Below are 12,568 nucleotides of genomic sequence, written 5' to 3'. Positions count from 1 at the left end.
GAAGAATACTGCGGATGCACCCCCCGCCTGCCCCCATCATCCGAGCCCGGCAGGCCCGCTACTCGCGGTGGTAGGGGTGGCCGGCATTCACCGACCAGGCACGGTACAGCTGCTCGATCAGCAGCACCCGCACCATGGCGTGCGGCAGGGTCAGGTCGGAGAGGCGAATGCGTTCATGCGCCGCAGCCTTGAAGGCAGGCTCCAGCCCGTCGGGGCCGCCAATGACCAGTGCCACGTCATCGCCTTCGAGCTGCCAGCTCTTGAGGCGCTCTGCCAGCGCCGTGGTGCGCAGGCTGGTGCCGCGCTCGTCCAGCACCACGATGCGGGTGCCACGAGGAATCGCCGCCTCGATGCGCTTGCGCTCGGCGGCGTACAGGGTCTCGACGGTCTTGGAGCCGCGTGGCTCGGTCTTGACAGCCTTGAGCTCCACCTTCAGCTCCGGCGGAAAACGCTTGGCATAGTCGTCGTATGCCGTCTGCGCCCAATCGGGCACATGCTGGCCGACCGCGACGATGAAAATTCTCATATCGAATGGCTCCAACGAAAAACGGCGCCTCCACGCAACCCCTTTGCCTGAGGCTGCAGCCTCTTCACAAGGCTTTTCATTCCGGGCGCTGCGGCAATGAAAAAAGAGCTGGCCTGCCCTGGCAGTACAGCTCTTTGGTCCAGCCCGTGTGGCTTACTTGGCCTTGGCAGGCGCGCGCTTGGCTGCGGGCTTCTTGGCGGCAGGCTTGGCAGTCGACTTGACTGCGGGCTTGGCGGAGGATTTCGCTGCAGGCTTGGGCTTGTTCACCACCACCTTCTTCACCGCTGCGGCAGGCTTTGCCGCCGTCTTGGTGGCGCGCTTGGCAGCAGGTTTGGCGGCAACCGTTCCGGTGATCTTCCGGACGGCAGGCTTTTTCACGGCCTTTTTGGCGGGCGCGGCGTCGTCGTCCACAGCAGCAGCGGATTTGCGTGCTGCTGGCTTTTTCTTGGCCGGCGCTGCTTCATCGGCATCCGCCTTGGGCTTGGCTGCCTTGGGCTTGGCGCCGCCGAGCTTCAGACGCACAGGCATTTCGCCCCACATCTCTTCGAGACGGTAATACTGGCGAATCATGGGCTGCATGATGTGGGCCACCACGGAGCCGCAGTCCACAATGATCCATTCGCCGTTGTCTTCGCCTTCGGTGCGTGGTTTGGGGAAACCCGCTTCCTTGACCGCATCCTTCACGCTGGAGGCCAGCGCCTTGGTCTGGCGGTTGGAGGTACCGGAGGCCACGATCACGCGCTCGAAGAGCGGCGACAGGTGCTCGGTGTTGAACACCTGGATATCCTGTGCTTTCACATCTTCCAGGCCATCAACGACGGCACGCTGGAGCAATTGCACGGATTTTTTCGCAGAGGATTCGGATTTTTTGGCGGTGGTCATCAGTCGTTGATGGATGAAGGTGGTTCTACTATAGCGCGTGTTGCAGTTATTGTTGATCGTGTCAACACGCAGTATCAAGGGATTTGGCGCAGCGCCAAATGTGCATGGTTCACGTTGCCAGGCGGTGCGTGCAGAGTGGACGCATATCGGCAAGCGAAGGGGTCGATTATACGAGAGTGGATCGAGAAGCGCTGGAAACACATCCCGATGGCACTCCACGGCCGCTGCACGGCAGTTTGCAACAGGGTTCTACAGCCAGTCCCTGCGCACCAGAAACTCGCGCAGCAACGCCGCTTCACGCGTGCCCTCCGGGTCCTGGCGCTGGTAGCTCCAGCTTGCCAGCGGCGGCATCGACAGCAATATGGATTCGGTGCGCCCGCCTGACTGCAGGCCAAAGTGGGTACCACGGTCCCACACCAGGTTGAACTCCACATAGCGGCCCCGGCGGTAGAGCTGAAAATCCCGCTCACGCTCGCCATAGGTCACATCCTTGCGCCGCTCCACGATGGGCAGATAGGCTTTCAGGAAGGCATCGCCTACCGATTGCAGCATGGCAAAGCCGCCTTCAAAGCCGAGCTCCGAGAAATCGTCGAAGAATATGCCGCCGATGCCGCGCTGCTCGTCACGGTGTTTCAGATAGAAGTACTCGTCGCACCATTTCTTGAAGCGCGGGTACAGATCGGGGCCGTAAGGGGCAACGGCAGCGTGGCAGGTCTGGTGAAAATGCACCGCGTCTTCCTCGAACGGATAGAACGGCGTCAGGTCCATGCCACCGCCGAACCAGAACGCTGCCGGTTTGCCCGCGTGACCCGCCGAGATCATGCGCACATTCATGTGCACCGTGGGCACCCAGGGGTTGCGGGGGTGGAATACCAGCGACACACCCATGGCCGAGAACGGAGCGCCTGCCAGCTCGGGCCGATGCTGTGTGGCCGATGGGGGCAGTTGCGGGCCCCGAACCTGCGAGAAGCCCACGCCGGCACGCTCGAACACCGCACCGCCTTCCATGATCCTGGTGATGCCCTGCCCTTGCAGCTTTTCGCCGGCCGCCTTCTCCCAGGCGTCTGTCAGAAAGCGGGCACTGCCGCCAGCCTGGGCTTCCACGCGCTCCAGCGCCTGCGTGATCGAGGCCTGCAGGCCTTGCAGATAGCCCGAGACCGCCTGCTCGTGGTCGCCATCGAGATTGATTTCAGCCATTGTGATCTGTCCAATACCTTGCCCATGCGCGGAAGCGTTCTGTCGTCCCTTTCTCGCAGCAGCACCAGTAGCTGTTGCACCCCCTTCTCCTGCACGCGGCAGCGGCAGGGGATGCAGCCACGCTGCGCAGGAGCGCTCTACTTGACCGCTCGATAGCCGATGTCACGCCGATACTGCGCGCCGTCGAAATGCACCTGGCTGGCTACCGCATACACCCGCGTCTGCGCCTGCTTGACGTTGTCGGCCAATGCTGTGACGCACAGTACGCGGCCACCGCTGGTGACCGGCTCGCCATTCTGCATGGCGGTGCCTGCGTGGAACACCATGGAGTCCTCCGCATCTTCGGGCAGCCCGGTGATCAGGTCGCCCTTGCGCGGGTCTTCCGGATAGCCGGCAGCAGCCATCACCACGCCCAGCGCGGTGCGGCGGTCCCACTGCAGGTCGATCTGGTCGAGCCTGCCTTCAGTGGCCGCCTGCATCACGTCCACGAGATCGCTCTTGAGGCGCATCATGATCGGCTGCGTCTCCGGGTCTCCCATGCGGCAGTTGAACTCCAGCGTCTTGGGATGCCCGGCCTTGTCGATCATCAGGCCCGCGTACAGGAAGCCGGTATAGGGAATACCGTCCTTTTCCATGCCTCGGATGGTCGGCAGGATGATCTCGCGCATGGCGCGGGCGTGCACATCTGCCGTCACCACGGGCGCGGGCGAATACGCGCCCATGCCGCCGGTGTTCGGGCCCTGGTCGCCGTCCTTGAGGCGCTTGTGGTCCTGGCTGGTGGCCATGGCAGCCACGTTCTTGCCGTCGCACAGCACGATGAAGCTGGCCTCTTCGCCATCCAGAAACTCTTCGATCACCACGCGGGCGCCGCCGTCGTTGTGGGTGACACCGTACTTGTTGTCCACGAGCATGAAGTCCACGGCATCGTGTGCCTCCTGCGCCGTGGTAGCCACCACCACGCCCTTGCCCGCCGCCAGGCCGTCGGCCTTGACCACGATGGGCGCGCCGAGCTTGTCGATGTAGGCGTGCGCCTTGACGGGGTCGCTGAACGTCTCATATTGCGCCGTGGGGATGCCATGGCGCGCCATGAAATCCTTGGAAAACGCCTTGGAGCTTTCGAGCTGCGCAGCAGCCTTGGTCGGCCCGAAGATCTTGAGGCCATGGGCGCGGAACTCATCGACCACACCGGCGGCCAGGGGCGCCTCCGGCCCCACCACGGTCAGCAGCACATGGTTTTGCTGCGCCCATTCGCGCAGTTGCACCACATCGGTAATCGGCAGGTTTTCCAGGTGCTTGTCGCGCTCGGTACCTGCGTTGCCAGGGGCAACATAGACTTTGGTGACCTTGGGCGATTGCGCCAACTTCCAGGCCATTGCGTGTTCACGGCCGCCGCCACCAATCACAAGAACCTTCATAGCGCAGCGTTGTGGTAAACCTCTTGAACATCGTCCAGATCTTCCAGCACATCCAGGAGCTTTTGCATCCTGGCAGCACTTTCCTCATCCAGATCGATCGTGTTTTCGGGACGCATCGTCACCTCTGCAACCTCGGGCTTGAAGCCGGCTGCCTCCAGGGCGTTGCGCACCGTTTCGAAATCCGCAGGCGGCGTCAATACCTCGACGGCGCCGTCCTCGTCGGTGATCACGTCGTCGGCGCCCGCTTCAAGCGCCACTTCCATGATCTTTTCCTCGTCAGCGCCAGGTGCAAAAATCAGCTGACCGACGTTTTTGAACTGAAAGGCCACCGAGCCTTCGGTGCCCATGTTGCCGCCGTGCTTGCTGAATGCATGGCGCACATCGGCCACGGTGCGAACGCGATTGTCGGTCATCGTGTCGACAATGACAGCGGCGCCTCCGATACCATAGCCTTCGTAACGGATTTCCTCGTAGGTCACCCCTTCGAGATTGCCAGTGGCCTTGTCGATGTTGCGCTTGATGTTGTCGGCCGGCATGTTGGCGGCCTTGGCCTTGTCCACGGCCAGTCGCAGGCGCGGGTTGGCGGTCAGATCGCCGCCGCCTTGCCGTGCGGCCACCATGATTTCACGGATGATGCGGGTCCAGATCTTGCCGCGTTTTTCGTCCTGCCGGCCCTTGCGGTGTTGAATATTGGCCCATTTGCTGTGTCCTGCCACAGAATTTCCTTTGCTATCGTTTAATCTAGCTAGACTGCGATTTTACTTTTGACTTTGACGCTTTTGAGGAAAACCTATGGCTGAACCCCTATTGGTTGCCAAACATGGATCGGTGGAATGCTTTTTGCTGCCGGGTTTTGCCAATCGGCACGGCCTGATCACCGGCGCAACCGGCACCGGCAAGACTGTAACCCTTCAGACATTAGCCGAGGGTTTCTCTCGCATTGGCGTGCCGGTCTTCATGGCCGACATCAAGGGCGATCTGACCGGCATCAGCCAGACCGGCAAGGTGGGCGAAAAAATGGCCGCCACGCTCAAGGAGCGCGGCATCGATGCGCCTGAGCCCATCGCATGCCCCACCACCTTGTGGGATGTCTTTGGCGAGCAAGGCCACCCCGTGCGCGCCACGGTCTCCGACATGGGCCCGCTGCTGCTGGGCCGGATGCTGGACCTGAACGACACGCAGATGGGCGTGCTCAACCTGGTGTTCAAGATTGCGGACGACAACGGCCTGCTGCTGCTCGACCTGAAGGACCTGCGCACCATGCTCACTTACGTGGGCGACAACGCCAAGCAGTTCACCACCGAGTACGGCAACGTCAGCTCGGCCAGCATTGGCGCCATCCAGCGCGGCCTGCTGCAAGTCGATCAGCAAGGCGGCGACAAGTTCTTTGGCGAGCCCATGCTCAATATCGACGACATGATGCAGACCGTGGGCAACAAGGGGGTGGTCAACATCCTCGCTGCCGACAAGCTGATGCAGTCGCCGCGCCTGTACTCCACCTTCCTGCTGTGGATGCTGTCGGATCTGTACGAAAAGCTGCCTGAAATCGGCGATCCGGAAAAGCCCAAGCTGGTGTTCTTCTTCGACGAGGCCCACCTGCTCTTCAACGAGGCGCCCAAGGTGCTGCTCGAACGCATTGAGCTGGTGGTGCGCCTGGTGCGCTCCAAGGGCGTGGGCGTGTACTTTGCCACACAGAACCCGCTGGACATTCCAGACAGCGTTCTTGCACAGCTGGGCAACCGCGTGCAGCACGCGCTGCGGGCTTTCACGCCCCGCGATCAGAAGGCGGTGAAGGCCACGGCCACCACGATGCGCGCCAACCCGTCCATCGACATGGAAGCAGCCATCACCGAACTGGCCGTGGGCGAGGCGCTGGTGAGCTTTCTCGATGAAAAAGGCCGCCCCAGCGTGACCGAGCGCGCATTCATCGTGCCGCCCGGCAGCCAATTGGGGCCCATCACGCCCGAGCAGCGCAAGGCTCTGCTGCAGGGCTCTTTGGTTGCAGGCGTGTATGACACGGCCGTGGACCGCGAATCCGCCTACGAAATCCTCAAGGCCCGCGCCGGGGAAACCACTGCAGCCGAGGGCGGCAAGGCGACAGCCGGCTCGGGCGGCGCAGCAGCAGCCAATGCAGGTGACAGCGGCCTGATGGGTAGCCTCAACGACATTCTGTTTGGCACCACCGGCCCGCGCGGTGGCAAAAAGGACGGCATTGTGCAGACCATGGCCAAATCCACCGCTCGCTCGCTGGGCACCAAGCTGGGCAACCAGATTCTGCGCGGCGTGCTGGGCAGCATCATGGGTGGCAAGAAGTAACGCCTAGCGGCTGCGCCCCAAAAAACAAAGCCGGCAGCAGCCGGCTTTGTTTTTTTCAGAGAGCGCAGCGGCTGGGGCGCCGGGCGCCTCAAATGCCCTGCGCACCATCAGGTTCTGTCGCTGCGTGCCAGGTGGTCTTCCAGCTTGCGCAGCCCCACGGTCAGCAGGAAGGTCATCAGCCAGTATGCCAGTGCCACGGCCAGGTACGGCTCCCAGTAGCGCCCATAGGCGCCTGCCACCGTGCGGGCCGCGTAGGCCATTTCCGCCAGGCCAATGGCCGAGACCAGCGATGTGTCTTTGAGCAGCGAAATCATGTTGTTGCCCAGAGGCGGCAGCATGCGCCGGAAAGCCTGTGGAATCACCACATAGCGCATCATCTGCCCGTGCGTCATGCCCAGCGACAAACCCGCCATCTTCTGGCCCGCCGAGATCGACTGGATACCGGCGCGGAACACCTCCGAGATGTAAGCCGATGAGTTCAGCGTCAGCGCCACCACGCCCGAGATGAGCGCGCCATGGTCCTGCTTCAGGGTGCGCGCCAAATCACCGCTGATCAGCCAGCCGTTCACCGGATGGATGAACAGCGGCATCACGGCAAAGTGCATCAAAAGAATCTGCACGAAAAGCGGCGTGCCGCGAAAGAAGCTCACATACACGGTGGACGGCCAGCGCAACAGATACTTGCACACAGCCTTCCAGGGCTGGTGGCGAGCATCGGCCAGGCGCGCAAGCGCCAGCATCAGCCCAAATGCGCACCCCATCAGGATGCACGCAATCGTCATGCCGACCGTGACTGCGGCACCTTGCCAGAACAGCTGCTTGTATTCCACCAGGATATCGGGGCGGAACCAGCCGAACCATTCGACGGGCGTGTTGTTATCCATACATCATTCTTTCCAGCAAAAAGACGGCCTGGTGGCCGTCCTGCGTGCGGTAATAGCTATCAATATTGTAGTCTTACATGGCAGGCCTCAATGCCACTGGCTTGCGCCCCGTGCAGCCTGCCGATACACATCCTGTCTTATTGCGCCTTGTAGTCCTGGTTGAACCACTTCTTGTAGATCACGTTGTAGCTGCCATCGGCGCGGATGGCGGCCAGACCCGCGTTGATCTTGTCCTGCAGGGCCTTGTCGCCCTTGCGCACGACGATGCCGAAATGCTCCTTGGGGAAGCTTGCGTCATCGACGGTCTTGAGCGCCGGGTATTGCGACACGCGGTAGGCAATCACGCCGTTGTCGCCGATGGCGGCATCCACGCCGCCGCTGGCCAGCTCGGAGATGATCAGCGGCGTGCTCTCGAAACGGCGGATGTTGGTGCTGGTCTTGCCGACTTCGCGGCTCATCACGTCGTCACCGGTCGAGCCGCTGACCACGGACACCTTCTTGTCCTTCAGATCCTTGAGCGACGCGACCTTGCTGTCCTTGGGCACGGCGATCAACTGGCGTGCATCGAAGTATGGCTCCGAGAAATCAAAGCTCTGCTTGCGCTTTTCGTTGATCGTCACGCCCGAGATCACGAAATCCACGTCGCCATTGTTGAGCGACGCAAAGATGCTGGTGAACGGCGTATTGACGATACGCAGCTTCATGCCTTGCTGCTTGGCAATGGCGTTGACGATATCGATGTCAAAGCCAACGATCTGCTTGTCCTTGTTCTCAAACGCAAAAGGCGCATAGGTTGCGCTCGAGGCCACGACCAGTTCACGGCTCTGCGCCTGCACGCCCGATGCAGTCAACGCCGAGACAGCCAATGCGCCCGCTACCAGCGCAAACTTCTTGTTCCACATATGCAAACCCTTTGCAGCAAAAACCAGTACAAACGTTGGATTATACGTAAGCACATGTTCGCAATCGCTGCGCAGGCGCTCGCCAGCGGTACCAATTTTCAATACAGCAACACTTTGCGGACGCCCGCATTGGCGGCTTGCGGCATCAACCCGCTCCTGGTTTTCCTCTAATATGGCAAGACCTTTCCCATTCACCCGCCAGACCGATGAACGACTCCATCTCGCCGACCACCCTGCCCACCTTCGCCGATGTGCAAGCCGCCTCGGAGCGACTCAAAGGCGTCGCCCACCGCACGCCAGTGCTGCATTCGACCACGCTCAACAAAATGACGGGCGCCGAGTTCTTCTTCAAATGCGAGAACCTCCAGCGCATGGGCGCGTTCAAGTTCCGTGGTGGCTACAACGCGCTCGCACAGTTCAGCCCTGAGCAGGCCAGGCGCGGCGCGCTGGCGTTCTCGTCAGGCAACCACGCACAGGCGATTGCCTTGTCGGCCCGCATCCTGGGCATGCCTGCCGTGATCGTGATGCCGCAGGACGCGCCAGCGGCCAAGCTGGCGGCCACACGCGGCTACGGGGCCGAGGTCGTCACCTTCGACCGGTTCACCGAAGACCGCGAAGCCATCAGCACCCGCATTGCGCAGGAGCGTGGCATGACGCTGGTGCCGCCCTACAACCACCGCGACGTGATTGCCGGCCAGGGCACCGCCGCGATGGAGCTGCTGCAGGATGTGCCCGATCTTGACTACCTCTTCACGCCACTGGGCGGCGGCGGCCTGCTGTCGGGAACGTTGCTGTCGGCCAAGGCCATGGCGCCTGCCTGCAAGGTTTACGGCGTGGAGCCCGAAGCTGGCAACGACGCGCAGCAGTCGCTGCGCAAGGGCGAAATCGTGAAGATCGCCACACCCAAGACGCTGGCTGACGGCGCGCAGACGCAGGCGCTGGGCGATCTCACCTTCGCCATCATCCGCCGCGAGGTGACCGACATTCTCACCGCCAGCGATGCGCAGCTGGTTGAGAGCATGCGTTTCTATGCGGAACGCATGAAGATCGTGGTCGAACCCACCGGCGCACTCTCGCTCGCAGGCGCCCGCCATGGCGGCCTGGACCTGAAGGGCAAGCGCGTAGGCGTTCTTATCAGCGGCGGCAACGTTGACCTGGCCAGCTACGGGCAGTTGCTCGCCAGTTGAAGGGCGCCACACTCGCTCAGCCCTGCGCCATGGCCGATGCGGGCGCAGGCGCCATCAGGCGCAGAAGCCGCCGCACTGCGGCCGAGATGGGCGCAATGACCGGAACCTGAAATCGCGGCGCCAGCTGCAGCGCAGCCTGCCCCAGCGGCCCGCCGCCAATGATCACGGCCTCAGCCTGGTCCTGCTCGATGCACTGGCGCACCGCCTGCGCCAGCGCAGCATCCAGCGCCTGGGGGTCCGCCGTCAGGGCGCGTGGGTCGCCCGAGGTCAGGCGAATGCCTGTGAACAGCTCTGCGAGCCCCAGCTCACGGGCTTTACCATTGATCGCATCGGCCAGATCAGGTGTCACGGTGGCAATGCCAAACCGCCGGCCGCCCTCTGCCGCCTCCAGCATCGACGACTCGCAGATGCCGACCACGGGAAGATCGGTCGTGCGCCTGACCAGGTGCACGCCCGGGTCGCCAAATGCACTGATGATGACGCCCGACCAGCCCTCGGCCTGCGCCGAGCGCCATGTGGTCTCCACCTCCAGCGCCGCCGCATCCAACTCCTGCTGGTTCACGATCATCAAAGGCGCACGTTGCGCAGTCAGGCCGCTGACGGCTACACCGGCGGGTGCTTCGTCTGCCGCGATATTGACCATCATCGACGTGGTGGCCCTGGATGAGTTCGGGTTGATGACCAGAATGTTCCGCATTCAAATTCTTCCTGAAATCGAGACGCTCCGCTCAGCGCGCGCGTGCCTGGATCGGTGCCGCTGCCCCGGCTGGCTGCCCTTCGCTGCCGCCATCGATGGGCGTGGCGTCCGGCGAGGTTCCGTAGGTCTCGGGCACGCTCTGGATGCTGATGACGAAGATCGCATACATCGCAGCCACCATCGAGAACACGCCTGCAAGGCCCACTGAATCGAGCAGCTTGCCTGCCACCAGCGGCATGAAGGCGCCACCGGCCGTGCCGGTGGCCAGAATGAAGGCGGTGCCGAAGGCACGCACCCGGGTGGGATAGAGTTCGGGGGCAAAGATCCAGATGGTGGTGTTGAGCAACAGCACAAAGAACTGGAACACCGCACCTGCCGCCAGCAGCATGACGATGTTCTTGGCCAGAAAGCCAATGGACAGCGCGGCAATGCAGGCACAGACGGCGCCGATGGTCAGGACGCGCTTGCGCGGGAAGTGAAAGCCCAGAGCCGATGCGGCAATGGCGCCCAGCAGGCTGCCGCACTGCATCACCATGGTGAACATGAGGCTCTTGGAGATGGAGTAGCCCAGCGTCACCAGAATCGTCGGCATCAGGGTGAGCACGGAGATCTGCGCGCCATAGGTCATCCATATCGTGATGCACAACGGGATGGTACGGCGCGCCAGGGCACCCCGGAAGATTTCGGTGACACGGACCTTGATCTTCGATTCCGGCGGAGCCACACCGTCATCGGTGATGAATTCGCGTTGCGGAATGTCCTTGCCCGAGAGGCGGCCTGCTGCCAGCTTGGAGAGCACGGCATTGGTCTCCTTTACCTTGCCTTGCGAGAGCAGAAAGCGTGGCGTCTCGGGAATGTAGCGGCGGTAGAACGCGCCCAGGATGGCCGGCACCATCAGGCATACAAACAACCAGCGCCAGTTGTTGTCGCCCGGAAACAGCCAGAACACCAGAAGGCCGAAGCCCGGCGCCAGAAAGTTGCCCAGGCCGCCAGCTGCGACGTTAACCGTACCGATCGCCACGCCACGTGCCTTGGTCGAGCAGAACTCAGCCAGCATCGTCACGGCAATGGCGATTTCGCCTCCCAGGCCAAAACCCACCACCGCACGGCCAATCGCCATCACAGTCAGGTTCGGTGCCATGGCGCAGATGCCTGCCCCCAATGTGAAAAGCAACAGGTCGATGCTGAGCATGACCCGGCGCCCATACCGGTCTGCCACGTAGCCGGATACGACACGGCCGATGGCCGCTGCCGCAAAGGTGACGGTATTGAGCATGCCGATGTGCGCAGCGTCCAGGCCCCACTGCTCGCGCAGCATGGGGCCGACGATGCCGACCGCGTTCTGCTCAAACGCATCGAACAGACAACCGATCAGAATCAGAAAGATGATGGTGTGGTGCGACCGCGTGACTCCGATCTGGTCCAGCGCCTGGTCGAGTTGGGCCACCTTGGGAGAGTTGGGAAGCGATGAGAGTTGAGGTCCGCCTGCCATATGAGACTCCAGTTGCGTGCTACGATATGGAAAATTGATTTCTAAAATAAATAAATCTGAAAATCAATTTTCAATCACGAAAGAAGAATCCGTTCCAAGGACAAACCCTTGATGGAGCGTTTGACAAACGTTTTTTGAAATCCCGCTGTCAGATGAGCAGTGTCGTCACAACTCGTCCAGGTCTTCGTGCAGGAGCTCGATGGCCGCGAGGCGCTTGCGACCGGCCGCGCCCGCGCTCTCGACAACCATGGTGGAGATCAGGTCGCACAGCGCCATGACCGCTACATGGTTGTCCAGCGGCCCCGGGCCCATGCACTGGCACTGGATCGACCAGGTCGCCTCGCGGCGGTCGGGCGACATGGCATCGCTGATGAAAAGGATTTTGCAGCCCATCTTGCTGGCCGCCTCCAAAAGGCCCGACATCTGCCGCGTCTGGCGCCGCATGCCAAACACCACCAGGCAATCCTGTGGCGCGAGCCCAGCCAGATGCTCGCCCAGTGACTCCCCCGCATCGGGAACCGCCACCACGCAAGGAATCACCTGCAGCAACTGCCAGCGCAGGTAGCGCGCAAAGCCATGGCTGCCCCGCGTGCCAAAAATCAGGAGCCGCGGCGCCTTGACGAGCGCGGTGACGATGTCCTGCATCTGCATGTCGTTCAGCTGCGCAAAGGTGCGCGCCAGGTTCGACTGCGATTGTTCGAGGTTGGTGGCAATCCGGCTGGCAAGCGGTGTCTGGCCCGCCGCACTCTTGGCGGCCTGAAACAAGGGCGAGCCCGACTCCTTTTCGCGCCGCACATCACGCTTTGCCTCTTCGTAGCTCGCATAGCCCAGGCGCCGTATGAATCGGCTCACGGTTGCGTTGGACACGCCAGCAAGCGTCGCCAGCTCGCTGGCGGCATAGCTAGCGAGCTCGCCAGGAAACTCCAGCATGAAATCGGCCAGCCTGCGCTCTGCAGTGGAAAGCGCGTCAAGCTGGCTGCGAACGCGGCGAACAAAGGAATTGGCGTGAGGTTTGGAATGGTGCATTGACCGGATATGTCTGATGTCTGCTGAGGGAGAACACCCTATCC

Annotated in this window: 12 protein-coding genes; 2 read left to right on the top strand and 10 right to left on the bottom strand. The window is 62.2% G+C overall.

What is annotated here, in order from left to right:
• Positions 1-58 precede the first annotated feature (58 nt).
• From rlmH to ABIE32_RS16930, 5 genes are all read right to left on the bottom strand, one after another.
• Positions 59-526 (bottom strand): 23S rRNA (pseudouridine(1915)-N(3))-methyltransferase RlmH, encoded by a 468-nt coding sequence (rlmH, locus tag ABIE32_RS16950; RefSeq protein WP_224149035.1) that lies wholly within the window; start codon positions 524-526, stop codon positions 59-61.
• Positions 527-679: 153 nt separating this feature from the next.
• Positions 680-1,408: a ribosome silencing factor gene (rsfS, locus tag ABIE32_RS16945; protein WP_224149036.1), complete on the bottom strand. Its 729-nt coding sequence runs from the start codon at positions 1,406-1,408 to the stop codon at positions 680-682.
• A 249-nt stretch (positions 1,409-1,657) separates the two neighbouring features.
• On the bottom strand, positions 1,658-2,605 hold the full coding sequence (gene hemF, locus ABIE32_RS16940) for an oxygen-dependent coproporphyrinogen oxidase (RefSeq protein WP_429017846.1): 948 nt from the start codon (positions 2,603-2,605) through the stop codon (positions 1,658-1,660).
• A gap of 137 nt (positions 2,606-2,742) precedes the next feature.
• The gene (gene purD / locus ABIE32_RS16935) at positions 2,743-4,020 is read right to left on the bottom strand and encodes a phosphoribosylamine--glycine ligase (RefSeq protein ID WP_224149038.1); all 1,278 of its coding nucleotides are present in this window, start codon (positions 4,018-4,020) and stop codon (positions 2,743-2,745) included.
• Entirely contained in the window at positions 4,017-4,736 is a 720-nt protein-coding gene (locus ABIE32_RS16930; protein ID WP_377779890.1) for a YebC/PmpR family DNA-binding transcriptional regulator, read from the bottom strand. Before ABIE32_RS16930 ends, purD begins: the two co-directional genes overlap by 4 nt.
• A gap of 76 nt (positions 4,737-4,812) precedes the next feature.
• Between ABIE32_RS16930 and ABIE32_RS16925 the strand changes: the two genes are divergently transcribed.
• Positions 4,813-6,336, top strand: a complete 1,524-nt coding sequence (locus ABIE32_RS16925) for a helicase HerA-like domain-containing protein (RefSeq protein ID WP_429017845.1) — start codon at positions 4,813-4,815, stop codon at positions 6,334-6,336.
• Positions 6,337-6,443: 107 nt separating this feature from the next.
• Here ABIE32_RS16925 and ABIE32_RS16920 read toward each other — a convergent pair whose 3' ends face one another.
• Together ABIE32_RS16920 and ABIE32_RS16915 are read right to left on the bottom strand one after the other, a co-directional pair.
• Positions 6,444-7,220 (bottom strand): amino acid ABC transporter permease, encoded by a 777-nt coding sequence (locus ABIE32_RS16920; protein WP_224149042.1) that lies wholly within the window; start codon positions 7,218-7,220, stop codon positions 6,444-6,446.
• 137 nt (positions 7,221-7,357) lie between these two features.
• Positions 7,358-8,122 carry a basic amino acid ABC transporter substrate-binding protein gene (locus ABIE32_RS16915; RefSeq protein WP_224149043.1) on the bottom strand — a complete coding sequence of 255 codons (765 nt, stop codon included), beginning with the start codon at positions 8,120-8,122 and terminating at the stop codon, positions 7,358-7,360.
• A gap of 206 nt (positions 8,123-8,328) precedes the next feature.
• Here ABIE32_RS16915 and ABIE32_RS16910 point away from each other — a divergent pair, with 206 nt between their 5' ends.
• Positions 8,329-9,309, top strand: a complete 981-nt coding sequence (locus ABIE32_RS16910; RefSeq protein ID WP_429017844.1) for a threo-3-hydroxy-L-aspartate ammonia-lyase — start codon at positions 8,329-8,331, stop codon at positions 9,307-9,309.
• A gap of 16 nt (positions 9,310-9,325) precedes the next feature.
• Here ABIE32_RS16910 and ABIE32_RS16905 read toward each other — a convergent pair whose 3' ends face one another.
• The 3 genes from ABIE32_RS16905 to ABIE32_RS16895 form a co-directional block, all read right to left on the bottom strand.
• Entirely contained in the window at positions 9,326-10,006 is a 681-nt protein-coding gene (locus ABIE32_RS16905) for an aspartate/glutamate racemase family protein (RefSeq protein WP_429017842.1), read from the bottom strand.
• Positions 10,007-10,037: 31 nt separating this feature from the next.
• A complete protein-coding gene (locus tag ABIE32_RS16900) occupies positions 10,038-11,498 on the bottom strand; it encodes an MFS transporter (protein ID WP_429017841.1) in 1,461 nt (486 codons plus the stop codon).
• A 165-nt stretch (positions 11,499-11,663) separates the two neighbouring features.
• Complete coding sequence (locus ABIE32_RS16895) at positions 11,664-12,524, bottom strand: MurR/RpiR family transcriptional regulator (protein ID WP_224149047.1); 861 nt, start codon at positions 12,522-12,524, stop codon at positions 11,664-11,666.
• Positions 12,525-12,568: the final 44 nt, after the last annotated feature.

Source organism: Comamonas sp. 4034 (assembly GCF_050434545.1).
Lineage (GTDB): Bacteria > Pseudomonadota > Gammaproteobacteria > Burkholderiales > Burkholderiaceae_C > Comamonas > Comamonas odontotermitis.
Note: the sequence above shows the minus strand (reverse complement) of the source record. Positions and strands in the feature narration are given on the sequence as shown.